We start from the raw sequence: 24,899 nt of genomic DNA on the forward strand, positions 1-24,899 counted from the left end.
CTGACAAGGGACACCACTCTCGTGCACTATGAGAACGACCCACCTTCCATATAGCTGGACCGACCGAGCCCCTCGGGGCTGGACCGACCTCCATCTGTTCGGATGTGACGGGTGAGCCCCCCTTCGTGAGAAGCGGGGCAGACACCGATCGGGCGGGGGGGAGATTTCTCCTCCCTCTTGGATCTGCCGAACTGCGAAGCCCCTGTGGTGGGGGCCCGCGGGTGAAGCAACTGCTAGCTACAGCTGTGGTGGCCGTGGTTAGTGGCCTGGTGTGTTTGTGGCCCTGGTTAGGGGCCGAGAGAAACGAGCGGCTCGGTGAGCCGCAGCTCAGGACCAGCGCTAACTGGGACCTGAGCGGCCGACGCGGGTGGTTAATCCGGTCGGCAGACGGACCGCGCGACGGCCAGCGGGTGGTTAATCCGCCTCTGGCGCGCGGTCGATGGCCTCTAGGTCATCCCGATCCCCCTTCGGAGGTCGGCGTCGGCATGCCCTCATTCAGCTCAGCGGCCTCGGGGAAACGCTCCGCGAGCCGCTTGAGCAGGTGGCCATAGACGGCTCGGTGAGGGCGCCGCGGGTGGGACTCTCCCAGCTCCCAACGGGCCACAGCTACGCGCTTCACGCCCACAGCCTCCGCGATTTCCCTCTGCGTGAGGCCGGCCGCGAGACGCAACTGTGCGCGCACGCGCGGCGGTGGCAGGACGTCGTCCAGGCCGTCCAGCAGGGCGTCGACCTGCTTCAAGCGGTCCGGGTCGGGCATGGCGCAGCCTCTCATGATCAATCGATCCCTGAAAGATACACCATTGGGCCTCTGGAAGGGTTGTCTCGACGGCAGTGTCACCAGCCCACCATGCGGGCGCAGTTCGGCACTCCTCTGATAGCCCGTCACGCTGGCCGCCGAACCGTGAAGATCTGACGGGATCGGTCACTTCGGACTGGCGGCCGTTGGCGGGCACGGCTCTTGGAGACCAACTCATCCAGGTGCACAAGCATCGTGGGGAGCGTGAATCCGAGGCGGTCGGCGGCGTCAGCGCGGTGAACCGAGAATCTGCGAAAGCGGCCCAGGCCAGCTGTTGGACTCTCTGATTCAGTGCAAGAGGGGGCGGTTGCTTGTAAGGAGCCCTCTTCGAAGGCGCAGGGAGCTGCTGCGCCACAACCGGGCTGCCCTCTACGGCAGTCTTCACCGCATGCACCGGATTTGACGTGAATGTGAACCACTCGCCGTGCGAGCGGATTTCAGCGAAGTGAACATGCAGCGCCTGCTCGAGTGCGAGGCCCCCCGGGGTGCTCCACAGGACCTTGAGTTCCACAGGCGACATGTTCTGGATCTCTCGAAGCCGACGAACCAGATCGATCGTCACACCGATCTTCACGGTCTGGCCGCCGGGCGGCCCAATCACGTACACCTGCCCCGTCACGTTCGCCCTCTGCGCCATCCTGCCCCTTGAGGGGAGAACGCCCAGCTCGTAGAAGTGGTGCCCTCGAAAACCATCGGAGTTCGGGGTTGGAGAGATGGTTTCACCTCCCACCGACCAGGTGTGCGTTGGGCTTTTGGGCGGCGTCCGCGTACTCAGGGAGTTCGACGACGGTGACGCCGGCGTGTTCAAGGAGTTCTGTACCGTCAGCGCCTGGGACGAACGTGTCGGGCTCACGCCAGGCGGTGACAACACGAGGGACCCGGGCGTCGCGGATGAGCTGGGCGCAGGGGCGATCTCGGGAGGCCCGCTTCGCGCAGGGTTCGAGGGAGCTGTAGATCGTCGCGGTGGCTAGCCGGGGATCTCTGACGGAGAGTTTGGCGAGCGCAGCTTCTTCGGCATGGTCCAGCGGGTCACTCTCTCGCGAGTGGCCGCGGGCGAGCTCGGTTCCGTCGGAGGCGACGATGACCGCACCGACGGAGAACGCGGTTGTCGACGGTGGGCAGAGAGTGGCGAGGTCGCAAGCGAGGGCGAGCCAGTGCCGGTCCGCAGCGTTTGGGGAGCTGCCGGTGCCCGGGGCGTTCATGCTGGCCGGGCTCGGAGTGGTGCTCATCGGGGTTCCATGGAGACGTCCTTCGGGGCGTACCGCAGAAGTACCACGTCGCCGATCTGCTGGGTCTCCAGAAGTCGGAGACGGGCGGAGGGGCCGCCGAGGTAGTTGGCGGGGCCGAGCATCCGTACGGCGTCGGACTGGCCGACCAAGAGCGGGGCGACGACGAGCTGGAGCTCGTCGGCGAGCGCCTCCTCGAGGAGCTGAGTGTGAATCGTGCCGCCGCCCTCGACCATGAGCCGCTGGACGCCGTACACATCGCCGAGGACATCCAGTGCGGTCGGCCAGGTTGCCTCGGCGGGAATGCCCTGGATAGCGGCAAGGTCACCGAGGTTGGCGTGTGCCTTCTTGGCGGCGTCGTTGCCAACGGCGAGGACGAGCTTCTCGCCACCGTGGTGCCAAAACTTCCAATCGGGGTCGAGGTCGCCGGTGCTGGTGATGGTGACTTTCAGCGGGTATTCCGGCAGGCCGGCGGCCACCCGGGCCGTCCTCCGCTCGGGTGAGTTGACGAGGAGGCGCGGGTTATCAGCTCGGAGTGTGCCGGCGCCGACGAGGATCGCGTCGGCCGAGGCGCGTACGGCGTCGACGCGGTCGAAGTCGGCGGCGTTGGAGAGTAGGAGCCGGTCCTCACCCGGCCTGGTGTCGAGGTACCCGTCGAGGGAGACGGCAGCGGACAGGAGGACGTACGGGCGAGGCAAGGAAACTCCAGAATTTGAGTGAGGCTGGGTCAGGAGGGGTGCAGAACGATCTCGTCAAGCGCGGCACGGAATTCGGCGACACCCTCTTTGCCGCTGGCTGCTGCGAGCGTGCGCTCGAGCCGGTCGAGCTGGCCCACGATGCGTGCCGAGCCCGTCTCAGCGGCGATTCCGACGGCTTGTAGGCCGATCTGCGTCGCGAGTGCGATGTTGCCTGTGCCGGCGTGGGCGCGGGCCGCACGCGCGAGGTAGACGCCACGGTCACGCCGGTATGTGGGTGGGAGGGCAGCGATGGCGCTGTCGAAGCCGGCCGCGGCGTTCTCGTAGTCTCCGAGAGCGGCGAGAGAGCGAGCGCGAGCGGTACTGATGTACGCCTCGTCGAGCCAGGAGCCCCAAACTCCGTCGCTGTCCGCGCGCCCCAGGAGCGTGACCGCAGTGTCGTACGCGGTCAAGGACTCTGCACCCTCGCCGAGGACGGCGTGTGCGTGGGCTTGGTGCATAACTGCGATGACCTCGAGGCGGCTGCCGGGCTGGGCAGTACGTCGGGCAGCCGCCGCGAGGCCCAGAGAGTCCGCGGCGTGACCGGTGTCGACGGCGAGCTGGGCCTTGCGGCCGAGGATGTACGCGGTGAGGTTGCTGTCGCCCGTGATGTGCGAAGCGTCGAGAGCCTTTGCAGTGTGTCCATGGGCGGTGCGCTCATCGCCGATGTCCTGAGCCAGCCAGCCAGCCAGTTCCTCGTAGCGGGTCTCGAGGGCGAGGAGGTCGGCGGCATCGGCGCCGCGGGAGGCCCGGCGGCGGAAGGCGAGTTGGGCTAGCTGATGCTGGAGCGAGGGCAGGACATGCCGAGGGCCGATCAGGTTGTCGGTCTGGATCATCACGCGGCGGAGCTGTGCGAAATGCTCAACGGGAGAAGTCATGGCGGCGGCGGTTGCTGTTGCCGTCGAAGCCGGGAGCGCGGCTGCGGCGAGGCCGGCGAGGCCGGACGCGAGGACAACGCGGCGGGGCACGGGCACGAACAAGATCCTTCCGTGAACGCGGCAGGGAACGACGACTGTGTCTGTGTCGTCAGTGTTCGAGCCTGCCTGCTCAGAGGGAGGTGCGACCAGGCCGGACGATGATTCGGACACATGAGGTCCCGGAATGGACACATGGCCCTGGGGAGGCTCCGCGCCGATACGTTCCCAGAGGTCAACCAGTAGCCCCTGGCCGCGGAGCATCCTGTCGAGATGGACGACCTCGGAGCGGTGTTTCGGGGCCCGTAGGGCGTTTTCCCATTTCCAGAGTTTGGAGTAGGAGAAGAACGTCGCCTCGGCCAGGCTGCGCAGGGTGTGGTTGTTGCGCTCTCGCAGATCTCGCACGTGGTACCCGAAGCGGTCCAGGGGCGATGCCTCCGGAGTTAATTCGTTCGGTTTCTGCCCCACGCTGCTCCCCCTTCATGTCTCCGATCGCTGTGTCCGACCGTAGGACACATGTCAGATCTAGAACGCCATCCCTGGTCGGCTCTACAAATCTCGTAGCGAAACCGAGAGCAACCAAGGGGTGAGGCACATGCGGAGAGAGCAGTGGGAGTTCAGCTCGGCCAACGCACCTCTTCTTGGGCTGCGGTGCACGGTCAGTCCTCACGACCACGTTCGAGGGCCTCCAGGCGTGCTGCCATGGCTTCAAGCTTGGCCTCAAGGTTCCTGACGGTGGCTGTGAGCTCGGCCGATGTTGGCAGCTTCTCGAGGAGGTCGGGCTGAGCTTGGACGTAGACACCCTTGCCGGCCTTGCCGTACAGCAGTCCCTCAGCCGTCAGCTCCGTCACGGCTCGCCGAACCACCGTGCTGGACACGCCGTACTGCGAACCGAGTCTGGCTGTGGAGGGGATGGGGGCACCGACCTCTAGGTCACCTTCAGCGATCTGGCGCCGGAGATCCTCCATAACCCTCTGATACTCCGGCTGACCGGACGGCTCACCCACTGCTTCTCCCTCGCGTGACGGTCTGTCTGGCCTGCTCATAGTGCAGCACACGCCGGTGCGGAGGGGCGGGTGCAGGGTCGAGAACGTCATCGGTAACACCTCCTTGACAACCTTATACACATAGTGCACCTTGTGTGTAAGAGGTCGCGGCGAACTTCAGCCGCCGACCTGAGCAAGACACGCGGCATGGCCAATAGCGCATGCCGACTGCACCACCGCAGTAGTTGTCCGCCCCTCGGGGCGGCCGGGGTCGAGAGCACCATCGAACTCCCCCGGAGCCTGACGGCCGCGACCACTGCGTGCACGTCGCAGCGCGCTGTGCGCTGTCTGTCCTACGGGACGCCGGCCTCGTGCCGTGCGGCCTGGAGGGCAGAGAGAGCATCGCGACGCGCTTCCCCGTCACTCCGTCCTTAAGGAGTTCAGATGTCTGCTCCCACCCTTGAGCGCACCGCCCGTACCCGCCGGAGCCGGACCCGCTCCCGCACCGTCAACGCCCGCCCGGCGCTCGTCATCTCCACCCTCAAGCCGCACCAGTTCGATCTGCGGCCGGCCTGCGCGTCGCTGGTCTGCCCCGACTGCAGGACGTGGGTGCCGATCACCGGCCTCCAGACCAAGCAGCCCAAGGTCGTGCCGCACGACACCGGCCGTGCGGGGAAGGACGCGGCCGTCCGTTGCCACCTGGGCAGCAACCGCCTGGTCACCGTCGACGTGACGGTCAAGAAGTGGCAGGAACGGCTTGAGGACGGTGGTGCCGAGACCGCCAGCCGGACGGCCACCACGGTGCTGCCCAAGGCGTTCAGCCCGCAGACCGACCGGACCCTGCGAGCCCGTGCCGAGCGCACGGCGACCGGGCGCGTAGCTGACTGGAACGCGGTACTGCCCCGCGTGGCCGCCGCCGACAAGAAGCGCCGGATGGTGCCCGCCGGTGACGCCCCGAGGGACGGTCCCGAGGTCCCGCAGGACACGCTCCACCCCCAGCGCCCCGCGCGCTGAACCGCCCCGGACGAACGACCACGGCCCCGGCCACCCCGCTTCAACAGAGGGGCGGCCGGGGCCGTGGCTGCTCGTACGACCAGCCGAAATGGCGACAGCCCCGGTGAATTGAGACCCCCCGGGGCTGTCCAGGACCTACGCGGAGGACCTGATGGATCACAGGATTGCACAGCACCCGACCGACTCGGACCCGGATATGGACGAAGCGCTGCGGCGGGCGCGGGGAGGCCAGTGATGCTCACCCGCCTGACTGAAGAGGAGCACGCCGAGCTGTCGCGGAAGGTCGCCGAGCAGAACCGGCAGTCGTCGCAGGGCAGCGGCCGATGACCGCGGCGAAGGGCGACCCGCTGTACGTCCGCTACATGACGACGTTCAGCGCCTCCACCCTTCATCGACGCGCCTGCCAGCCCTGCCAGAGCGGCCGGGACTGCGAGAGCGGCGCGCCGCTCCACAAGGCGTTCGCCACGGCCCAGGACGCCTACCTGGCCCGGCAGTCCGCGAAGCGCCGCAGCTGAACCCGGCATTGCCCGTCGTCCCCGCCCCGTTCGCCGGGGCGGGGCCGGCGGAGAGCGCCGGGAGCTCACGCTCCCCTTCTCGCTCAGGCCGTCCGGCCGCAGGAACAGAACAGCCCCGGGGCGGCACCCCCGGGGCTGTCTCGTACGCACGGACCCACTGGAGGCCCTCATGCGCACCATCGTACGCACCTCGCCCAAGCAGGCCACCGTCGCGAAGTCCCGCCCGGCCTGTGCCGCCGTCGGCGTCGACCCCGAACTGTTCTTCGCCCACGCCCTGTCGACCCTGCAGAGCGCACGGGCCAAGGCCATCTGCCGTGTCTGCCCGCTGCGCGCGGCCTGCCTCGAGGACGCGCTGGAGCGCGATGAGCAGCACGGCGTGTGGGGCGGGAAGGACGAGGACGAGCGGCGCCTGATGAAGCGCGGCGCCGCCCTCGACCGCCTCGCCAGCGCGGCCTGATCCGCAGTACGGGACGGTGAAACAAGTTACTGCCCGTCCCTTGCGACTTCCCGAGGCCGGTCTCCCTTATGACGGGTGGCCGGCCTCTCGCACACCTTCGGTCCGGGAGAGTCTCGGGCCTGCCCTTCGTCAGGAGAGCTCATGCAGCGCAGCACCCAGCTCGACACCGCGACGACCACCGTCACCACCGGGACGACCCGGATGCCGGAGTCCCTGTGCACACACCGGCCGACATGCCCGACCGCCGACAGCCCCGACCGCGAGGCCGCGCACACCATCGCCGCTCACCCGGAGCAGGGCTGGATTTTGCTCTGCAACTCCGCCGTGATCTTCGACGACACGGGCGAACTCCTTCCCGACGGCCAGATCATCGCCCCGCACCGGCTCTTCGCGACGGCCTGACGGCTGCCTGATCCGCCCGCACCGGCCGCCGCACCCCTGGCGTCCGGGTCGGGCGGTGGCTGGGAGCCGGACAGTCCGCCTCTGCCCCCGTGTTCGCCCTGTTCACCGTTTGATCTGAAGGGAACCGCCGTGCAGCTCCTCGACCTGTTCCGCCGCCGTCAGCAGGACATCGGGACCGACTTCCCCGACATCGACCCCATGCCCACGGACCACGTACTCGGCGACTTCGAGCCGGAGCCGGAGCCGGACGTCCCGCTCCCGCTGATCCGTTTCCTGACCATGGGCGGCGCCGTGGTCGCGGTGACCGCCTACCGGTTCACCACCACCGTCACGTGGAAGGGCCGCCCGTACGTCGACCGGGAGAACCCCCGCAAGGTCGACGGATTCCGGTGGGAGTGCGGCGGCTGCAGCGCGACCGGAGCCACGGACGGCTCCAGCGGCCCCCGTATGGACTTCGGGAGCTACCTGCCCGACGAGTGGGACCTGGCCCGCACCGACGCCAACGACCACGCCAACAAGTGCCGGGCGATGGACCCGGCCGCTCTCGACTGACAGCGCTGTGGCCCTCTGACGGCTGCCTGATCCGCCCGCACCGCCCGTCGAACTCCGGCGGACGGGTCGGGCGGTGACGGGGAACCGGACAGCCCGGACCACCGACCCGCCAGGAGCCGCTATGCGCAGCAGCGCCCAGAGCACCACCCCCGTGATCAAGTTCCAGCGGGGCCAGTTCGTCCTGTTCCGCGACCCGGAGATGTTCTGGACCGGGCAGGCCGGCCACACGTTCGTGTGCAAGGTCCAGCGGACGTGGCTGGACGACAAGTACGACCTGATCGCCCTGGCCTCCGACCGCTTCATCCACTCCGCCGGGGCGGAGTACATGCGGCTGCTGCCGGCCCTCGACGCGATGCGCGACATCGACACCGCCCCGCTGAACACCGACGGCGCGGCCGAGGACATGACCGCGGCCGCCATCGCCTGGCTCACCCAGCAGCACGCGACCGCCAACCAGCGGGCGGAGCTGCCCGCCCAGCGCGACTGACCGAACCACCCTGAACCGCCGCCGTCCCCGCCCAGGGGCGGCACTCGACCCGGAAGGAGGCGGCGTGGCCGCCACACGAACCGCCCGCAAGAGGACCCCCGCCCGCAAGAAGCCGGCGACCCCCCGTCCGGCTTCGCAGCCCACCGCCTCCCCCACCACCCCCGACGCTTCCTCGGCCCCGGCCGAGGCCGAGGTGACCAAGCCGGAGCCGGAGGCTGTCGACTTCGAGGCGCTGGCCCGCGTCGCCGACGCCCGGGACCGGGCCGCCGACGTCATCGACGCCGCGCGCGAGCAGGCCGCCGCCCTCCAGGCGGAGGCCGAGACGGCGGCCGCGCGCACCGTCGCCGCCACGCACGAGCAGGTCGCCGTGCTGATGTCCGAGGCGCAGACCCGCGCCGCGAACATCACCGCCGACGCCGACCAGGAGGCCACCGCCCAGCGCACGGCGGCGAGGGACGACCTCCAGGCCGCGCGCGGTGAGGCCGACCGGCTCCTGACGGAGGCCCGCGAGCGTGCCGAGAGCGTGGTGGGAGAGGCCCGCGCGCAGGTCGCCGACCTCACCGAGCTGGCCGCCACCGACCGCGCGGCCACGGCCACGGCGGTCGCCGAGCTCCGCCGCCTGGCGGAGAGCGACCTCACCGAGATCAGCGCCCTGGTCGACCAGCGCCGCACCGACGCGGGCCAGATCCTGGCCCGCGCCCAGGCACAGGCCGACGAACTGGTCACCGTGGCGCAGCGGGAGGTCGAGACGGCCCGCGAGCGGTTCGCCGCTCTCGCCGCCACCGCGGCGAAGGAGTACGACGGGCGCCGGGCGGAGGCGGAGGCGCTGTACGCGGACACGATCAAGGCCGCGGACGAACGGCGCCGCGAGGCCGAGGCCAGCGTCGCCGCCGCGCACACCGAGGCCGAGCAGGCCCGCGCGGACCTGCGCCAGCAGCTGCGCGAGCTCGGGGAGGCGTTCGACGCCCAGGCCCTGGAGAAGCGCGCGGCCCTCGACGCCGAGCTCGCCGGGCTCAAGGCCGCGTGTGACAAGCAGCGCGACCGGCTGCGCGACGAAGCCAAGACCGTCACCGCGCAGCTGCGGGAGGCCGCTCAGAAGGAAGCGAGCCGCATCACCACGGAGGCGGAGCGCAAGGCCAAGGGCATCACCGACCGGGCGAAGGCCGACGAGGCACGCGCCCGCCGACTGCTCGATGAGGCCCGCGAGGCCAAGAAGGCCACTTCCCGTTGGAATGGCTGGCAGCAGAAGGTCAGCCGCAAGGCGTGGAAGACGGCCCCGTGGATCGCGCTCGCCGCCGGCGTCGGGCTCGCCGCCTCCGGCGAGTACAAGCTGGCAACCATGGTGGGCATCCACCCGTACGTCGCCACGCTGCTCCCGGTCAGCATCGACGTCTACTGCGTCACCGCGTTCCGGGCGAAGAAGGACATCCCCTACGCGCTGCTGCTGATGGCGTCGGCGAACGTCACCTACCACCTGTCCGAGCAGGCTCACCTCGTCCAGGACGGCCAGTCGGCACCCTGGCAGTTGACGACCTTCGTGGTGTTGATCTTCGTGGCCGTCATCTGGCGCGTCCACACGCTCATGCACGACGACAGTAAGGACGCCGAAAACGGAACGCCCGCCCGTACAGGTACGCACCGACGTACCGACGGAACGGACACCGCGCCGTCCAGCCGTACAGAGGGCGCGAGCCACGACCTGTACGCCCCGCAGAACGCGGTTCGGCCGGACGGCACGGGCACCGGATGGGACGGTACGGACCCTGTCCGCCCCGCCTCGCACCCGGCACACGATGCCGGGGCAGAAGCAGCATTGACCAGGGCGTACAGCGACCGTACATACGGCGTACACACCACCCCTGAGGGGGCGGCGCGTACAGGTACGGCGGCCACGGGACGTACCGGGACGGCCAGCGCGGCCGTACAGGGACGCACCGGCGCCATCAACGTCCGTACACAGCCCGGTGGCGACGCCCTTCCGGGGGTCCGTACAGGTACGGACACTGCGTCCTCTCCCGCAACCGGAACCGGCGGTACAGGCGGCGCGGACCGTACAGGGACGGCTGTACGGACAGACGCGGAGCTCCTTCCGCTCGTACAGAACCTGCCCCGGGACGCGAACGGCTTCGTGACCCTCTACCGGGTCCGTACCGACCTCTCCGTCAACAACACCCGCGCGGTACGCCTGCTCTCCGAGGCCGGCCTGCTGCGCCCCGAGGACGCGGACAAGCACCTGACCTGACCCCGCAATCCGGCACACACCAGTGAGGGCCAGCCCGAAGGAAGCGGGCTGGCCCTCGCTGCGACTGCCGGAAGCAGTCCACAGCCCCCGAGTACAGCAGATCCGACCCCTGGAGGACCCCGTGAGCACCGAAAACAACGGCCAGCCCTTCTTCGACGACCCGGACGCGGCACTGCGCGAGATCGCGAAGAACCCCGCCGCCTACGCGCACTACCTCGCGGACTTCCACCGGGTCGTGCTGGACATGCAGGCCAAGCTGGAGATCCTCCAGCGCGAGGCCCGCGTGCACTGCCGCGGGACCCGCGTGGAGGGTGACAAGTGGGGTCAGGCTTTCCTGCGCTCCTTCCCGGTGGAAAAGTCCCTGAACGGCGTTCTCAATGACCTGAAGAGCATTAGTTCGGGACTGGAAAAGAGCGCCCACAAGCGTCACGCCCACGACGAAAAAGTGAAGGATGTGAAGAAACAGCGCAAGGAAAAGGTGCAGCTCAAGGAGCGGAAGAATAACCCGCCGCTCCAGGCCGCCCCGCAGAACCCCGGTCAGCAGGGTGCGCATAACCCGAATCCGGGCTATGGTGGCCCCACGTCGATTTACAACCTGGACCGCAGGGAGTCGGCGTGAGTGCAGGTCACCCGCTCACGAAAGTCGAGCGGAAGAGAATGAACCGTGCGGAACACGAGCGGAAAATCAGACAGGATCTGATCGCCCAGCACGGCAACGACCTCGGCACTTTCTACTACTGGCTCCGGATTATGAATATCCGAGGCACCCAGGCTTACCGCGACGGAGACACCGGCTTCATCCGTGACGTCGCGCTCGCCCTGGAGAACGTCTACCGCCGCCACGCCGGCTGACCCACCACGCACCGCACGAAGGGCCGCTCCCGATCCCCGGGGGCGGCCCTTCGGCAACCCAACGCGTGCCGCGCGTGACGCGTGCCGCGCGTGGCGTGCGCGCGTGTACGCGAGGCGGGAGCCGACTGTCAAGCCCAGGAGGAGGAGTCGCGTGTCCGACGACACCGGCAGCAACGTTGTTCACCTCCCCGCTCGGGGCGCCGATTCCGGCAGCATGCCGGACGCCCCCGACGGCGGGGATCTCTTCTATTCAGAACCGTCCATAAACAGTGTGGGCGGCGGCGTTCCCCCGGAATCCCCGGAGGAAACAACCATGGAAATCCCGGCCATTCGCGGCCCCATCTCCCCGCAAATGGCCTTACGGGAGACAGGAATGCCTGACGCCCCGAATTCCGGCGACGGCGAATACGAAGAATATGAGGAAAGCGAATACGTCCAGCCTCGCTCTCTCGCCGATCGCCTCGGTGACTGGCTGGAATACCGGCTGGAAGTGATGCGCGAGCGCCATGCCGGGGAATCCCCGTTCCGTGAGGCGGAAATAGCGCGCAAAGCGGCTCTCGTGGAGGCCCGCACCGCTGCGGAAGTCGCCATGATGGAGCAGAACGGCAAGCTCCACGCCGCACTGATGAAAGCGAAGGCCCACGGCAAGGCCGACACGACACGCTCCCCCGCGTCGGGGATGGGCGCGGACAAGGGCCGCTCCAAGGCCGGCGGCGGAGGTGGCCCGCGAGCAGGAGGCGGCAGCTCCATCGGCGCGGGCCGCACCTCCGGGACGAACGGGGCCGGGAGCGCCGGGCGCGGCTCCGGGGGCGGCAACTCCCCCAAGGGTGCCGGGAACGGCTCTGGACGCCCCTCTGGCGGCCGTAGCGGTGGCTCGAAGGGCAATGATTCGTCCGGCGGTCCCAAGGGTCGCCAGAGCGGCTCTAGCGGCTCCGGGTCAGGCAAGAGCCTTACCGGCAAGGGCAGTTCAGGTGGTCCTGGATCCGGCAAGGGCGGCGGAGTCGGCAAGTCGCAGATCGGCCCGGCCTCGAGCCCGGCGGCCGAACGGGCCCGCGGCCGCCAGGAGCGTGCGTCGGCCCGTCAGGCCGCGCGTCAGCAGCGGCGCGGCGCCGGCCAGGTGGCGAGCATCGCAGACCGCAGCAAGGACCGTGACCAGGACCGCGTCAACCAGCAGGCGGCGCGGGAGGAACGCCGAGCGGCGAAAGCCGAGCGGAAGGCCGCCAGGAAGACGAAGCGGGAGGCTGCCACGGCGGCCGACGGCCGCACCACCCTGGGCGCGGCCGTGGCCGGCGAGGCGCAGCGGCGCTGGGAGAAGCGCCGTGCGGCAGAGGCCAAGGCCAAGGCCGCCAAGGACGGCGAAGCCCCAGACACCACCGCGGGCAAGGACTCCGAGGCCACGGCCGAGAAGACGGCCAAGGACGACCCGAAGACGTCCTCCAAGGGCCCCGAGGGCGACTCCGCAGCCAAGAAGCCGGAGGACGGCAAGGAGCCGGCCGACACCGGGAAGCCGGGTGAGGAACCCGCGGGCGATGCCGCCGACAAGGACGGTTCAGGGACGGACGACGGCTCGAAGCCCGACGACGTCAAGGACCCGCCCGACGATCCCAAGGACGCGGCCGACGACGGCGGGAGCGACGACGAGCGCTCCTTCAAGGACCGCCTCAGGGACTTCTTCACCAAGGCCCGCGAGGGCTACGCCCAGCCCGAGGCGGAGGAGCCGTCCGGAACGGTGAAGCCGGAGGACCTCGGGTTCACCGTCGACAGCCCCGGCCGTCCGAGCCGGCCGACACGGTCCGGACTCGCCGAGGAGGACTACATCGAGGACGCGGTCATCGTTGACGACCCGTCCGGGGCGCCGTCCGGCCCCGCGGCTCTTCCTCGTGCCCCGGAACCCCACACCCAGCGTCCCGGCACCAGCCGCCTCACTGCACAGGAGGATCCCGTGGCATCGCAGGTCAGCAAGCCCGCGTCCGGTCAGGCCGGTATGGCGGCCAAGCACCGTACCGACATCACCTTCGGCGAGTTCCTGATGGAGATCGTGAACATCGCGATCGCCGCCGACCTCGACAAGGCCCGTGCCGAGGACCTGGCCGTCGCGCTCGGCAGGGTCGCCGACGCCCTGCGGGACATGGCGGCCGACCTGGTCGGTGACCACAACATTGCCACCGAGGTCGTCGATCAGATCACCGATCTGGCCGACGCCGCGGCCCGCATGAAGCAGCTGGCCGAACGGTGCGCCACCGAGTGCGAGATCGCCTCCCAGGGAGCGCGGATCACCGCCCTCTCCGTCGGCGTCACCTACGGCGAGGACATCCAGGCCATGGACGACGCGGGCCTGGCCACCGCCTCCTCCGCCACCCACCACGACTGAAGAAGCCGGAGAACTTGCTGATGAGCGACCTCACACCCCACACCGGCGGCGCTGCCGCCCAGAGCGACGGCGACAACCGCTTCAAGGCCGTCCAGCACAAGCTCAAGACGCTGGGCACCGCCATGGAGATGGCCAGCAACGAACTCGAAGGGCTGCTGCTCGGCATGCGCACGAACGCCCAGCGCGCGGAGGGCCTGGCCGTCGACATCGCCAACGCCGAGCTCGACGTGAAGTTCGTGGAGATGACCAACCAGGTGTCCGTCGCCCTGGGCGGCGCCGCCGTCGAAGTCCGCAAGCTCCACGAGACCGCCCAGGAAGTCGCCGGCATGGCCAACGACACGCGGCGTACGCACGCACGGCTGTACGAGGGCCTGGACACCGTCCGCTCCGGCCGCCGCGAACGCACCCCCAAGCCGGGCTTCCTCGTCCGCTGACCCCAGATCCACCAACACCCCCGAGGGGCGGCCCCGCCAGCACGGCGGAGCCGCCCCTCGCCTTTCCCGAAGGAGAACGACGTGTCCCTGCCGCGCAGCGTCGCACTGGAGCGCACCCTCTACACCCTGGCTGCCCCGGTCCTCGCCGCGGCCCCCACCCTCTACCCCGACAGCCCCGTGAACACGGTCGTGCAGCTGGCCGGCGTCGCCGGACTCGGCGGCTGGTTCCTGGCCTACAAGAGCGACGGGCTCGGCGCGGGCCGCAAAATCCTGCGCTGGTCCCCGCTCGTGGCCGCCGCCGCCATCGACGTCGCCGCCCGCCACACCATCGGCTGGGGCCCCTACTGCCTGGACGGACTGCTCGCCGCCGGATGGGCGGCCGCCGGCCTGCTGGTCATGCCGCTCTCCCGGCACACCCGCCGCCACCACCGTCCCGCTCTCGCCGCCCCGGCCCCCGCCCCGCAGATGCAGGCCGTGCCTGAGCCCTCGCCGGCGCAGCCGGACGACGGAGCCGACAACTTCACCCGCCAGGTCCGCTGGCTGTGGGAGAACCGCGGCCTGCCCGGCCGCACCATCGTCATCAAGGCCACCCCGCACCCCGGCATGCCCATGGACCTGTCACTCCTGCTGCGCGCTGCCGAGCCGGGCAGGCCGATCTCCGGCCTGACCGAGGAGGCTGTGGCCGCCGCGTTCGGTGTCGACGTCACCGATGTACGGATCGAGGAGGTGGGACGGCAGTACGGGCGTGAGGGAGGCCCCGGCTGGAAGGAAGTCCACGTCACCCCAGACATGAACGAGCAGCGCCGCAAGGCGCCCACCGACCACGAGTGGTGGGCCGACCGGATCGGTCAGAGCGGCGGCCCCGTCCCCGGCTCGCAGTTCATCCGGAAGGTCCGCGAACACGGGCGCAAGGTCACCCACTACATCGCCCAGGTCCCCGACGAGATGGGCGAGCCGCGCGTCAACCGGCACACGCTGGCGGCCGCGCTGAAGACCAAGTACGACGAGGGCCGGCTGTTCGTCACCGTCGACGGCAACCAGGTCCTGGTCTCCCTGTGGGACACCAGCCCGCTCGGGCAGGTCTTCCCCGCGACCAGGGAGCTCCTCACCCCGGACAAGGACGGCCGGTGGGTGACCGGCTACCTCGGCAACGGCCAGCCGGCCCGCAACCGCGTCTACACCGACCGGGGCGCCGCCCACGGCCTGTTCGTCGCCCCCTCCGGCGGCGGTAAGACCCAGCTCATGGCCCTGCACGTCGCGGCCGACGCCCTGTTTGGAGCCGTGGTCATGCTGGCCACCGAGGCACCGGATGAGAAGACGGCCGTGCTGGGCAGCCACACCGCCCGCTACGGCGTCGGCGCGCTCTACATGATTCGTCTCCTGCGGGTTCTGAACGCGCTGATGGAGATCCGCGGCGAGATGGTGTGGGAGGACGGTCAGGTCCACGACTGGGACCCGAGCCTGCCCGGCTGCCCCTACCGGATGCTGTCCGCCTACCTGGATGAGTTCCTCTCCGCCGCCCGTGACGGTCTGTTCGGCGCGGAGATCATGGACCTCGCCGAAAGGGTGTCGGTCAAGGGCCGCAAGTATGGGGTCGGCCTGAAGGTCGCCGGCCAGTCCATCTACGTCCAGGACGGCTTCACGCAGCTGCTGTGCGAAAACCTGCGGGAGAACTGCATCCCCGTCGTGCTGAAGGTCGCGCCGAAGAAGGTCGGCGACATGTTCAAGGCCCTGGGCATCTCCTCCGAGAACACCCCCGACCCCCTCCCCCGCTCCTTCTCCCCCGCCGAAGCCGGCCGCATCGACCGCGTGATGCGCGGCGAGCCCGAGCCGCCCTCCGACTCCAACACCGGCGGCGCCGGCTGGATCGTCGAAGCCAAACAGCCCGATGTCCTGCGCACCCTGTTCATGGACTTCAAGGCGGGCATCGACGGCTACTTCCCCGACACCATCGAAACCCTCACCGACCACGAGATCCGCGAGCTCGAAGCCCGCAACTTGTGGTTCGACTGGACCGAACCGCCCCGGCCCGGCGAGTTCGGCCCCGAACCCAAGGACGACGACGAATACGGGGACGAGGAGGCACCGGCGAAGGGCGGCGGCAACCGCCGCAGCGGTGGCGGGAAGCCGACCACACGACGCGACACGGTGACCTCGCCCCGCCAGGCACTGGAGGCCATCAAGAACCTCTCCCGCACCTGATCTACGCCTCGGTCCACGGCGGGTCGGGGGTGTCGTTGAGCCCGTCACAGAAGCGGCAGTGCCAATCCGAAGGGATCTCCCACTTGTCGGCCCACCAGCCGACTTGCCGGCCCACGAAGTAGTTGTCCCCACCGCACCAACCGCAATCGAAGACGAACTCCACCCCAACCCCCTCCCCCGTCTGCCGGCCCAGGGATGCCCGGGCCGCGTGGACGGTGCCTACCCACCACCAGCCTCCATCTCCCCTGCTGCACCACGCCGAAGGACGCCAGCCCCCGACGGCGGCCTTCGGCGTGCCCCTGCGCTGCCTGGAGCCCCGATGCCCTCCTCCGCCCCTCTCACCACAGACCACCCCACCGCGACCGCCACCTCACCGTCCCCGAAGCTGACCTTCGAGGAGCGGCTGACCCTCATCAACTCTGAGATGACCCTGCGCCTGGACCAGGCCGCCGTCGCCTACGAGGTCAACACCGCGCACATCGACACCGAGCCCCTCGACCTGGCCGACGTCGTCACCATCCCGCTCACCCCCACCCTGCAGCCACCGACGCCGTACCCGACACCGGTCGCAGCGCTCCTGCAGCGCGCCCACCACCGACTGCTCACCGCCGGCTGGTGCACCGGCCGCCTGGTCGACGCGGAAGGCGCCCGCTGCATGCTCGGCGCAATCGGGATCGAGGCCCGCGGCGACGGCGGCCTGCAGGACAGTGCCGTCTCCGTTCTGCTGCACGCGATCCAACGAACCTTCGGCGAGCACATCGACTCCGTGCCTGCCTTCAACGACTCCTGGGCCACCAGCCGTATCCCGGCCCGCATGGTCGCCCAGGCCGCCACCCTCGCCGACGCCCGCGGCCTGTAGCCCCGCCCCTTTCCGGGCCCCCTGCCTCGTGCCCGAACCCAATGCCGGGATCGGGCACGGGGCAGGCCACCCGGCCAGCACCTCCCCCTGAACACCACCAACCTTCCGTGAAGGAGCAGCCCGACCATGCCCTCCAACGACGAGCAGCCCACCAGCAAGAACCACCCGCTTGGCAACCAGCCCGGCAACGAATCCGAGACCAAGACGACGGACGCCGAGTTCGAGGAAATCCTCGCTTGGTGGAGCAGCACCTGGAACGACGCCTGGGACGACGGCGGCGTCTTCCACCGCCGGTGGGAGGAGATCCGCACGGCCCGCAAGGCCGGCTGGCACGGTATGGCCAACTGGATCAAGGCACTCCTGATCCTCGCCGGAGTCTGCGCCCTGATCATCCTGCTCGAGGCCGCCGGCGACATCTTCGACGGCTTCCTGCGGGGCCTGGCCGCCTCGACGCCCACCACCACGATCGACACCAGCACCTCCAGCGAGTTCTGGAACGTCGTCGACACCCCGGTCCGCGTCTACATCGACCAGCACACCGCCGGCCTCCCAGTCAGCGGCTCCGCCGCCTACACCTTCTGGCAGCTCGCGGGCCTCTTCGGCCTCATCGGCGGCTTCATCGGCGCCACCGGTGCCCGCATCACCTGGACCCTCTGGGGCGCCGCAACCGCCACGGCGGTGTGGACCACCACCCCCGCTGACGGCCACACCGTCGCCACCGTCATCGCCGTCCTCGCCTGGACCATCGCCTCGACGTTCGCCCTGCGCGGCCTGAGCCTGCGCCCGGTCATCAACAACTACTCCCCCGTCCAGCCCCAGATCGACATCCGGCCCGAGATCCACATCCCCGCCCAGCCCACACCGCCCGCCGACGAAGCCCCCGACAACGTGCACCCGATCAAGCACTGAACCCCGCAACCCCGCCCTACACCCAAGCTTGTGCCCCGTCGACAACCGAGCTCGGCGGGGCACAGCACTGCCCGCTCACACCTCACGACAAGGACCCCCCTGTGCGCCGCTACCGATACCGCTGTGCCGTGTGCAGCACCACCAGCCCCGTCACCTTCCACTCCGAGGACCTGGCCGCCGAGGGCACGGCCCACCGCCAGGCCATCCACGGCGGCCACTTCCCCGACGGCGAGAGCACCGGCCGAATAGACAGACTCGGCCGCCCGTACGCCTCCCTGACCCCGCTCACCGCCCTGCACGCCCAGATCGCCGACAACCTCGCCGACATCAAGGACCCCAAAGGCATGGGCCTCCCGTGGTCGGCCACGGCGGGAGCCGCCCTCATCCTCGTCGCCGCGGCCGCCCTCGTCCTCGGCGTCATCACCGCCGCACTCTGACTCACCTGCTCCGGCCGCTCCGCCTGGCCACCGGCACCCGCCACCCCGCACCCCGGGGCCGGCCGGGTGCCGGTGCCCGGGCAGGCCGACCGGCCTCAACAAGATCCCCGTACCAGCCACCCCACCCCGCCGCACTCGGCAGGTGCATCACCCACGCCTACCCGAAAGGAGTCGCTCCCGTGACCAGCCAGACCGCATGGCTCGAGGGCGTCATCGCCCGCTACCTCACCAAGGCCGCCGAGATCACCGGCGACCACGAAGCCACCGTTGACGTGAGCGAGAACGGCAACGAGACCACGGCGACGTGCAGGGGCTGCCAGCGGGAACTCTCCCGCTACCTCAACTACAGGGCGGAGACCGTCAAGCACGACGCCCAGAAACACGCCGAGACCTGCCGGGCCCTCCCCCGCCCCACATAGGCCGGGGCAAGCACCCGCTGAACCCCGCGCCCGCCACCCCGAACGGGGACGGCGGGCGCCCGTACGTGCCCAGCCACTGCTTCGTCTTGGAGGGTCCATCGTGCTCACCCCCCGGCCGCGCCGCAGGACCGGCCGCCCGCGCCCCACCACCCCCGGCCCCCGCTACCCGCTGCCCCAGCGACGCCTGCCCGGTACCTGGAGTCGGTGATGCCGCAGGTACGGCGCAAGCGGCACCGCGAACTCAAGCGGGTTCCGCGCTCCAACATGACGCTGCCAACTGGAGTTCACGCGGGTTCCGGGACGGATGCAGCGGGGCAAGGAGCGCAAGTGGGCAGGTCAATGCCTACCTCGCGCAGACCGCTCGTGCATTTCAACTTCTACGGATCGCTGGCAGGTTCTGAGAGTTCGGCCAGCAACTTGCCAGTCCGTGCTCGATTCCGGAAGTCGCTGCTGTCCCGCGTGGCTTAGATGGTGCTTGAAGAAATCCAGTCGTCGGTTTCGCGATGGCGATCCAGTCCCACGGCCTCGAACTCGTCCTCGCCGAGGCTCTTTCGTGCGCCAAGCTGTCGCAGAGCCTGGGAGACCGGAGTGACCGCCCGCGAGAACCGCTTCTTTGCGGGCGTGTCCAGTGGTCCCAATGCCAGCGAGCCGGCAGCCCAGACAGCGGACCGTTGCTCGCCGACTCCCCCGAAATACTCGGCCTCTACATAGGCGATCGGCCCTGCGGTGGACCACTGAGCCAGCAGCGTGCCGAAGCCCCCCGGCAGCTTCCAGAACCCCAGGCCCCCTCCGTCGCTGCCATCTGTGACGGCGTCGAAGACCTCATCGGTCATCGGCATCAGCGACAGGCCCTGGCGAAGAGGCACCACTCGGGCTCCAGGAACTTCCCGCGACGCGACGCGCAGCAACTCGTCAGCCGCGATCACTGCCTGCAATACGTAGCCCATCTCACGGCCTCTCCAACCGATCGGAGACCCCATCTTGCCTGACACGTCGCGACCGAACCCAAGTGCGTCCCCGCTCCAGAACCCTCGCTCCACCAGCAGGTTCCTGCCAGGTGACCCTTCAGATGCCGCGAACCCACTGGTTTCAGAGCATGATCGCGGGGCCTTACCCAAGGGCTTGCTCACCCGGCGGCAACTGCGGGCGAAGGGGCTGAGCCCCGGCGGTCACGACCCGGTCGCCGTCCTGCGCTGCACGTACTGCGCGCTCCGGCCCGACCAGTCGTGCAACCACCCCACCCGCGGCTGGCTCTACGACGTGAGCCTCGCCCGACCGAAGCGGGTCCCGACGCTCGCCCAGGAATGGGCGCTGGACCGTGCGATGGCCGCACGGCAGACATGTGTGAACGACGGCGATATTCGGCTCTGTCGACGATCTTGTGATGTCGCAGGGTTGAGCTGGGCAGTCTCTGGGTGTGCGATTCAGGGGTGTTGGGGCGGCTGCTGCCGCATCTGTCCGGTGTTGTCGTCGAGTCGATCAAGCGAACGGGTGGGAGTGTCACAGTTCGCGCGGGGTGCCAGGCCTTGCCGGTCGGGTGCCCGCGGTGCGGGATGCCGTCTTGGCGGGTGCATGGACGCTACGTCCGCCGGCTTGCCGATGCCCCTCTGGGCGGGGCTGCGGTCGTGATCGAGCTGACGGTACGCCGTTTCAGATGCCGTAACTCCTATTGCCCCTCCGTGACGTTCACTGAGCAGATTCCTGGGTTGACCAGCCCTCATGCCCGGTACACGCCGCTCCTGCGTGCGGTGCTGACCTCCGTCGCGGTGGTCCTTGCAGGTCGGCCTGGAGCCCGACTCGCCGCCTCCTTGGCTATCCGCGTCGGGAAGGACGCTCTGCTCCACCTTCTGCGCGGGATGCCTCAGGCCCCGCCCGCATCCATCCGAGTGCTGGGCGTCGACGATTTCGCCCTCCGCAAGGGCGACTGCTATGCCACGATCCTGGTCGACCTGGAGACTCGACGGCCGGTCGACGTGCTGCCCGGCCGGGATGCCGAGCCTCTGGCCCAGTGGCTCCGGGGTCATCCCGAAGTCGAGGTGATCTGCCGTGACCGTGCCAGTGCCTATGCCGAGGGTGCTCGCAGCGGCGCCCCGCAAGCCCTGCAGGTGGCGGACGGCTGGCACTTGTGGCACAACCTCGGCGAAGCCCTGGAGAAGACGGTCGGCGCCCACCATCACTGCGTGCGGGCCGCGTTCGCGACACCCCAGGTCACCGCGGCGCCGCCCTCGAAGGACCTGGTCGGCGCGGATCCCGCCGCCCTCGCGTTGCCGGAGTTCGTTCCGCCGGACGGGACACTGGACTGGGCCGGACGCCCGCGCCGACTGGTGGCCCGCACCACCGAGCGGTACACCCTCGTGCAGCAGCGTCTCGCCGAGGGCAAGACCCTGGCCGCTATCCGCCGCGAGCTTCAGCTCGACCACTCCACCGTGCGGCGCTTCGCCCGCGCCAAGAACCTCAACGAGCTGCTGGTCAAGGCAACCAACCGGGCCACCATCTTGGACAAATACAAGCCCTACCTGCACCGACGCTGGGCCGAGGGCTGCCGCGACATTCCCCACCTCCACCGCGAGCTGCGAGAGATGGGATACGGCGGAGGGATTCAGAGCGTCCGCCGCTACTTCCAGTCCGCCAAGGAACCCCGCCACAGGAACCGCTCCGACCGCCCCACACTGTCACCGGTGCCCGAGCCGCGTTCAGTACCCAAACCCCGCCGCATCGTCAGCTGGATCATGAAGCCTCCCGACCAGCTCACCGACGAGCACCAGGCCAACCTCAAAGAGATCCGGACCCACTGTCCCCACCTCGACGCCGCGACACGTCACGTCCGCGACTTCGCCACCATGCTGCGCGACCTGACCGGCAAGGACCTGCCTGATTGGATGAACCGCGTCCTGGACGATGATCTGCCCGCCTTCCACACCCTGGTCACCGGCCTACGCCGAGACCTCGACGCCGTCGTCGCCGGCCTGTCCACGTCCTGGAGCTCAGGCCAGGTCGAAGGACACGTCACCCGCGTCAAGCTTCTCAAACGCATGGGCTACGGCCGAGCCAACCTCGACCTCCTACGCCAACGAATACTCCTCAACCCATGACCCGGCGACATCACAAGATCGTCGACAGAGCCCGATATTCCCCACCCCCAGCGTCACGGAATGGGCCATGGGGATGGCGGAGCTGCACCGTCGTCCCCATGGGGATGCCACAGCTCCCCGGGCCGCCCGATAGCCAGCCGAGGTTCAGGGTCGGGGCGGGCAGTCAAGGATGAGCGCAGCTCATCGCCTTGGCGACGTCGAAGGCGTCCTTGACGGCCCGGCTCGGCCCGCACACTTCGAGATCGGGCGGCCCCCTCAGTCGGCACCGCCGCTTCGAGGCCGGCGCCTGGGGACGAAGGAGGCCGGGGTGGGGAATTACGGGCTCTGTCGACGATCTTGTGATGTCGCCGGGTCATGGGTTGAGGAGTATTCGTTGGCGTAGGAGGTCGAGGTTGGCTCGGCCGTAGCCCATGCGTTTGAGAAGCTTGACGCGGGTGACGTGTCCTTCGACCTGGCCTGAGCTCCAGGACGTGGACAGGCCGGCGACGACGGCGTCGAGGTCTCGGCGTAGGCCGGTGACCAGGGTGTGGAAGGCGGGCAGATCATCGTCCAGGACGCGGTTCATCCAATCAGGCAGGTCCTTGCCGGTCAGGTCGCGCAGCATGGTGGCGAAGTCGCGGACGTGACGTGTCGCGGCGTCGAGGTGGGGACAGTGGGTCCGGATCTCTTTGAGGTTGGCCTGGTGCTCGTCGGTGAGCTGGTCGGGAGGCTTCATGATCCAGCTGACGATGCGGCGGGGTTTGGGTACTGAACGCGGCTCGGGCACCGGTGACAGTGTGGGGCGGTCGGAGCGGTTCCTGTGGCGGGGTTCCTTGGCGGACTGGAAGTAGCGGCGGACGCTCTGAATCCCTCCGCCGTATCCCATCTCTCGCAGCTCGCGGTGGAGGTGGGGAATGTCGCGGCAGCCCTCGGCCCAGCGTCGGTGCAGGTAGGGCTTGTATTTGTCCAAGATGGTGGCCCGGTTGGTTGCCTTGACCAGCAGCTCGTTGAGGTTCTTGGCGCGGGCGAAGCGCCGCACGGTGGAGTGGTCGAGCTGAAGCTCGCGGCGGATAGCGGCCAGGGTCTTGCCCTCGGCGAGACGCTGCTGCACGAGGGTGTACCGCTCGGTGGTGCGGGCCACCAGTCGGCGCGGGCGTCCGGCCCAGTCCAGTGTCCCGTCCGGCGGAACGAACTCCGGCAACGCGAGGGCGGCGGGATCCGCGCCGACCAGGTCCTTCGAGGGCGGCGCCGCGGTGACCTGGGGTGTCGCGAACGCGGCCCGCACGCAGTGATGGTGGGCGCCGACCGTCTTCTCCAGGGCTTCGCCGAGGTTGTGCCACAAGTGCCAGCCGTCCGCCACCTGCAGGGCTTGCGGGGCGCCGCTGCGAGCACCCTCGGCATAGGCACTGGCACGGTCACGGCAGATCACCTCGACTTCGGGATGACCCCGGAGCCACTGGGCCAGAGGCTCGGCATCCCGGCCGGGCAGCACGTCGACCGGCCGTCGAGTCTCCAGGTCGACCAGGATCGTGGCATAGCAGTCGCCCTTGCGGAGGGCGAAATCGTCGACGCCCAGCACTCGGATGGATGCGGGCGGGGCCTGAGGCATCCCGCGCAGAAGGTGGAGCAGAGCGTCCTTCCCGACGCGGATAGCCAAGGAGGCGGCGAGTCGGGCTCCAGGCCGACCTGCAAGGACCACCGCGACGGAGGTCAGCACCGCACGCAGGAGCGGCGTGTACCGGGCATGAGGGCTGGTCAACCCAGGAATCTGCTCAGTGAACGTCACGGAGGGGCAATAGGAGTTACGGCATCTGAAACGGCGTACCGTCAGCTCGATCACGACCGCAGCCCCGCCCAGAGGGGCATCGGCAAGCCGGCGGACGTAGCGTCCATGCACCCGCCAAGACGGCATCCCGCACCGCGGGCACCCGACCGGCAAGGCCTGGCACCCCGCGCGAACTGTGACACTCCCACCCGTTCGCTTGATCGACTCGACGACAACACCGGACAGATGCGGCAGCAGCCGCCCCAACACCCCTGAATCGCACACCCAGAGACTGCCCAGCTCAACCCTGCGACATCACAAGATCGTCGACAGAGCCGAATTACGCGACCGCTGACAACATGCCCGGTTCCCACCTGTGGCCGACGTTACGTGTTCTACACGAGCCTGGCTCATGCCCGGACAAAGCCCAGCACGCCCCTTGCGAGTGGAATACCTAAGCTTGAAGTTCCGCGACTACGGCCTCAACGGGCTCGCCGGCCGCAACGCCGCCCGCCTGGCCCTTGCCGCGAACCTGCCGGCATCTGTCCTCGCAGACCTCACTGGCACCAGCGTCGACAACGCCGTCCGGTGGACGAACTTCGCCAAGCGTGACTGGACCGACTACGTCGCTGCCCGCAAAAGGGACACTTCAAGCTGATGAATGACCTGGCTGCGGAGAGGACTATTCGACGGCTCGCCAGGCTGAGGTCACGCAACCCTCTTCATAGTGCCACCGGCCGACCCTCTCCCCGTGGGCGAGGAGCTGCTTGACCTGCGCGATCTCAGCGCTCGCAGGCACGTTCAAAGCCACCAAACCGAACTGGGCAATGCCTTCGCCGTCCACGCCCAGTCGGGAAAACTCGTCGAGCACAGCCTGACGCTTCTCGACGAGATGCCCATCCTCTGCCGGAATCACCCTGATCGTGCAGTTGTCGGAGTACGCCACGGCTTCCTGCCCGAGCAGAACGTCCTTGTCATCGACCGTGAAACGGACAATGTCGCCCAGCGAGAAGCCGCGCACGAAGAACGGGATGTTGTCCAGCCGGGCCGTGTCATCGCTGACACGTATCGCCCACAGGCGCTCAGTGCGCGCCGGAGGCCACCCATCCGAGTCCTGCGCCAATTCGAAGATGAGCCGGACCCGCTCAGCCCTCTGATCTATGTCGTTCACAGTCACCCGCGAAGGATGTCAGAGCTCCGCCCAGGAGTCCTCGACAGGTGCAGACCAGCGATGACGCTCGGGAATACCGCACGT

25 protein-coding genes and 3 pseudogenes are annotated in these 24,899 nt (G+C 69.1%); 20 read left to right on the forward strand and 8 right to left on the reverse strand.

Annotated elements, in window-relative coordinates:
• Positions 1–451 precede the first annotated feature (451 nt).
• The 5 genes and pseudogenes from ACODT5_RS03360 to ACODT5_RS03380 all read right to left on the reverse strand — a co-directional run bounded on the left by ACODT5_RS03360 (position 452) and on the right by ACODT5_RS03380 (position 4,767).
• The gene (locus ACODT5_RS03360; RefSeq protein ID WP_266888259.1) at positions 452–757 is read right to left on the reverse strand and encodes a helix-turn-helix domain-containing protein; all 306 of its coding nucleotides are present in this window, start codon (positions 755–757) and stop codon (positions 452–454) included.
• Positions 758–1,187: 430 nt separating this feature from the next.
• Positions 1,188–1,433: pseudogene (locus ACODT5_RS03365) on the reverse strand (GIY-YIG nuclease family protein); the annotation flags it as partial.
• An 82-nt stretch (positions 1,434–1,515) separates the two neighbouring features.
• Positions 1,516–2,720, reverse strand: a pseudogene (locus tag ACODT5_RS03370) (dihydrofolate reductase family protein).
• Between the two features lie 29 nt (positions 2,721–2,749).
• Positions 2,750–4,138 (reverse strand): NsdA family TPR-like regulatory protein, encoded by a 1,389-nt coding sequence (locus ACODT5_RS03375; RefSeq protein WP_422517676.1) that lies wholly within the window; start codon positions 4,136–4,138, stop codon positions 2,750–2,752.
• A 191-nt stretch (positions 4,139–4,329) separates the two neighbouring features.
• The gene (locus ACODT5_RS03380; protein WP_266888262.1) at positions 4,330–4,767 is read right to left on the reverse strand and encodes a GntR family transcriptional regulator; all 438 of its coding nucleotides are present in this window, start codon (positions 4,765–4,767) and stop codon (positions 4,330–4,332) included.
• Between the two features lie 333 nt (positions 4,768–5,100).
• Here ACODT5_RS03380 and ACODT5_RS03385 point away from each other — a divergent pair, with 333 nt between their 5' ends.
• From ACODT5_RS03385 to ACODT5_RS03460, 16 genes are all read left to right on the forward strand, one after another.
• The gene (locus ACODT5_RS03385; protein ID WP_422517677.1) at positions 5,101–5,670 is read left to right on the forward strand and encodes a hypothetical protein; all 570 of its coding nucleotides are present in this window, start codon (positions 5,101–5,103) and stop codon (positions 5,668–5,670) included.
• 323 nt (positions 5,671–5,993) lie between these two features.
• Positions 5,994–6,185, forward strand: coding sequence for a hypothetical protein (locus ACODT5_RS03390; RefSeq protein WP_422517678.1), 192 nt, complete (start codon positions 5,994–5,996; stop codon positions 6,183–6,185).
• A gap of 169 nt (positions 6,186–6,354) precedes the next feature.
• Positions 6,355–6,642 (forward strand): WhiB family transcriptional regulator, encoded by a 288-nt coding sequence (locus tag ACODT5_RS03395; RefSeq protein ID WP_422517679.1) that lies wholly within the window; start codon positions 6,355–6,357, stop codon positions 6,640–6,642.
• A 213-nt stretch (positions 6,643–6,855) separates the two neighbouring features.
• Positions 6,856–7,044: a DUF5999 family protein gene (locus ACODT5_RS03400; protein WP_422517741.1), complete on the forward strand. Its 189-nt coding sequence runs from the start codon at positions 6,856–6,858 to the stop codon at positions 7,042–7,044.
• 129 nt (positions 7,045–7,173) lie between these two features.
• Positions 7,174–7,596, forward strand: a complete 423-nt coding sequence (locus tag ACODT5_RS03405; protein WP_422517680.1) for a hypothetical protein — start codon at positions 7,174–7,176, stop codon at positions 7,594–7,596.
• A gap of 121 nt (positions 7,597–7,717) precedes the next feature.
• Complete coding sequence (locus ACODT5_RS03410) at positions 7,718–8,083, forward strand: hypothetical protein (protein WP_422517681.1); 366 nt, start codon at positions 7,718–7,720, stop codon at positions 8,081–8,083.
• 64 nt (positions 8,084–8,147) lie between these two features.
• On the forward strand, positions 8,148–10,325 hold the full coding sequence (locus ACODT5_RS03415; RefSeq protein ID WP_422517682.1) for a coiled-coil domain-containing protein: 2,178 nt from the start codon (positions 8,148–8,150) through the stop codon (positions 10,323–10,325).
• Between the two features lie 121 nt (positions 10,326–10,446).
• Complete coding sequence (locus ACODT5_RS03420) at positions 10,447–10,944, forward strand: hypothetical protein (protein ID WP_422517683.1); 498 nt, start codon at positions 10,447–10,449, stop codon at positions 10,942–10,944.
• A complete protein-coding gene (locus ACODT5_RS03425) occupies positions 10,941–11,177 on the forward strand; it encodes a hypothetical protein (RefSeq protein ID WP_422517684.1) in 237 nt (78 codons plus the stop codon). The genes ACODT5_RS03420 and ACODT5_RS03425 overlap by 4 nt, the downstream gene beginning before the upstream one ends.
• A 493-nt stretch (positions 11,178–11,670) precedes the next feature.
• On the forward strand, positions 11,671–13,548 hold the full coding sequence (locus ACODT5_RS03430) for an ATP/GTP-binding protein (RefSeq protein WP_422517685.1): 1,878 nt from the start codon (positions 11,671–11,673) through the stop codon (positions 13,546–13,548).
• A 20-nt stretch (positions 13,549–13,568) separates the two neighbouring features.
• Positions 13,569–13,982 (forward strand): conjugal transfer protein TraB, encoded by a 414-nt coding sequence (locus tag ACODT5_RS03435; RefSeq protein ID WP_422517686.1) that lies wholly within the window; start codon positions 13,569–13,571, stop codon positions 13,980–13,982.
• 81 nt (positions 13,983–14,063) lie between these two features.
• Positions 14,064–16,184: a P-loop NTPase family protein gene (locus ACODT5_RS03440; protein ID WP_422517687.1), complete on the forward strand. Its 2,121-nt coding sequence runs from the start codon at positions 14,064–14,066 to the stop codon at positions 16,182–16,184.
• Positions 16,185–16,503: 319 nt separating this feature from the next.
• On the forward strand, positions 16,504–17,043 hold the full coding sequence (locus ACODT5_RS03445) for a DUF6197 family protein (RefSeq protein ID WP_422517688.1): 540 nt from the start codon (positions 16,504–16,506) through the stop codon (positions 17,041–17,043).
• A 126-nt stretch (positions 17,044–17,169) separates the two neighbouring features.
• Positions 17,170–17,952 carry a hypothetical protein gene (locus tag ACODT5_RS03450; RefSeq protein ID WP_422517689.1) on the forward strand — a complete coding sequence of 261 codons (783 nt, stop codon included), beginning with the start codon at positions 17,170–17,172 and terminating at the stop codon, positions 17,950–17,952.
• A 128-nt stretch (positions 17,953–18,080) separates the two neighbouring features.
• Positions 18,081–18,389, forward strand: a complete 309-nt coding sequence (locus tag ACODT5_RS03455) for a hypothetical protein (protein ID WP_422517690.1) — start codon at positions 18,081–18,083, stop codon at positions 18,387–18,389.
• A 179-nt stretch (positions 18,390–18,568) separates the two neighbouring features.
• Positions 18,569–18,808 (forward strand): hypothetical protein, encoded by a 240-nt coding sequence (locus tag ACODT5_RS03460; RefSeq protein ID WP_422517691.1) that lies wholly within the window; start codon positions 18,569–18,571, stop codon positions 18,806–18,808.
• A gap of 464 nt (positions 18,809–19,272) precedes the next feature.
• Here the strand turns inward: ACODT5_RS03460 and ACODT5_RS03465 are convergent, their stop codons facing one another.
• Positions 19,273–19,755 carry a hypothetical protein gene (locus tag ACODT5_RS03465; RefSeq protein ID WP_422517692.1) on the reverse strand — a complete coding sequence of 161 codons (483 nt, stop codon included), beginning with the start codon at positions 19,753–19,755 and terminating at the stop codon, positions 19,273–19,275.
• A 34-nt stretch (positions 19,756–19,789) separates the two neighbouring features.
• Here ACODT5_RS03465 and ACODT5_RS03470 point away from each other — a divergent pair, with 34 nt between their 5' ends.
• The 3 genes and pseudogenes from ACODT5_RS03470 (at position 19,790) to ACODT5_RS03480 (ending at position 21,900) form a co-directional block, all read left to right on the forward strand.
• The gene (locus ACODT5_RS03470) at positions 19,790–20,437 is read left to right on the forward strand and encodes an RRQRL motif-containing zinc-binding protein (protein ID WP_422517693.1); all 648 of its coding nucleotides are present in this window, start codon (positions 19,790–19,792) and stop codon (positions 20,435–20,437) included.
• A pseudogene (locus ACODT5_RS03475) lies at positions 20,332–20,973 on the forward strand (ISL3 family transposase); the annotation flags it as partial. The gene ACODT5_RS03470 and the pseudogene ACODT5_RS03475, both read left to right, overlap by 106 nt.
• Before the next feature lie 564 nt (positions 20,974–21,537).
• Positions 21,538–21,900 (forward strand): transposase, encoded by a 363-nt coding sequence (locus ACODT5_RS03480; protein ID WP_422517742.1) that lies wholly within the window; start codon positions 21,538–21,540, stop codon positions 21,898–21,900.
• Positions 21,901–22,252: 352 nt separating this feature from the next.
• Here ACODT5_RS03480 and ACODT5_RS03485 read toward each other — a convergent pair whose 3' ends face one another.
• On the reverse strand, positions 22,253–23,929 hold the full coding sequence (locus ACODT5_RS03485; protein ID WP_422517694.1) for an ISL3 family transposase: 1,677 nt from the start codon (positions 23,927–23,929) through the stop codon (positions 22,253–22,255).
• Positions 23,930–24,104: 175 nt separating this feature from the next.
• Here ACODT5_RS03485 and ACODT5_RS03490 point away from each other — a divergent pair, with 175 nt between their 5' ends.
• Complete coding sequence (locus tag ACODT5_RS03490) at positions 24,105–24,302, forward strand: hypothetical protein (protein ID WP_422517695.1); 198 nt, start codon at positions 24,105–24,107, stop codon at positions 24,300–24,302.
• A 24-nt stretch (positions 24,303–24,326) separates the two neighbouring features.
• On the opposite strand, the gene ACODT5_RS03495 is transcribed toward ACODT5_RS03490, so the two are convergent.
• Positions 24,327–24,821: a DUF4265 domain-containing protein gene (locus tag ACODT5_RS03495; protein ID WP_422517696.1), complete on the reverse strand. Its 495-nt coding sequence runs from the start codon at positions 24,819–24,821 to the stop codon at positions 24,327–24,329.
• Positions 24,822–24,899 lie beyond the last annotated feature (78 nt).

Source organism: Streptomyces tatrensis (genome assembly GCF_049310065.1).
Classification (GTDB): domain Bacteria; phylum Actinomycetota; class Actinomycetes; order Streptomycetales; family Streptomycetaceae; genus Streptomyces.

Excerpts from the sequence above, each read along its gene's own strand:
- ACODT5_RS03360 (WP_266888259.1), bottom strand. The coding sequence starts at position 757 with ATGCCCGACCCGGACCGCTTGAAGCAGGTCGACGCCCTGCTGGACGGC.
- ACODT5_RS03380 (WP_266888262.1), bottom strand. The coding sequence starts at position 4,767 with ATGACGTTCTCGACCCTGCACCCGCCCCTCCGCACCGGCGTGTGCTGC.
- ACODT5_RS03385 (WP_422517677.1), top strand. The coding sequence starts at position 5,101 with ATGTCTGCTCCCACCCTTGAGCGCACCGCCCGTACCCGCCGGAGCCGG.
- ACODT5_RS03390 (WP_422517678.1), top strand. The coding sequence starts at position 5,994 with ATGACCGCGGCGAAGGGCGACCCGCTGTACGTCCGCTACATGACGACG.
- ACODT5_RS03395 (WP_422517679.1), top strand. The coding sequence starts at position 6,355 with ATGCGCACCATCGTACGCACCTCGCCCAAGCAGGCCACCGTCGCGAAG.
- ACODT5_RS03410 (WP_422517681.1), top strand. The coding sequence starts at position 7,718 with ATGCGCAGCAGCGCCCAGAGCACCACCCCCGTGATCAAGTTCCAGCGG.
- ACODT5_RS03430 (WP_422517685.1), top strand. The coding sequence starts at position 11,671 with ATGCGCGAGCGCCATGCCGGGGAATCCCCGTTCCGTGAGGCGGAAATA.
- ACODT5_RS03435 (WP_422517686.1), top strand. The coding sequence starts at position 13,569 with ATGAGCGACCTCACACCCCACACCGGCGGCGCTGCCGCCCAGAGCGAC.
- ACODT5_RS03445 (WP_422517688.1), top strand. The coding sequence starts at position 16,504 with ATGCCCTCCTCCGCCCCTCTCACCACAGACCACCCCACCGCGACCGCC.
- ACODT5_RS03450 (WP_422517689.1), top strand. The coding sequence starts at position 17,170 with ATGCCCTCCAACGACGAGCAGCCCACCAGCAAGAACCACCCGCTTGGC.
- ACODT5_RS03465 (WP_422517692.1), bottom strand. The coding sequence starts at position 19,755 with ATGGGCTACGTATTGCAGGCAGTGATCGCGGCTGACGAGTTGCTGCGC.
- ACODT5_RS03480 (WP_422517742.1), top strand. The coding sequence starts at position 21,538 with ATGAAGCCTCCCGACCAGCTCACCGACGAGCACCAGGCCAACCTCAAA.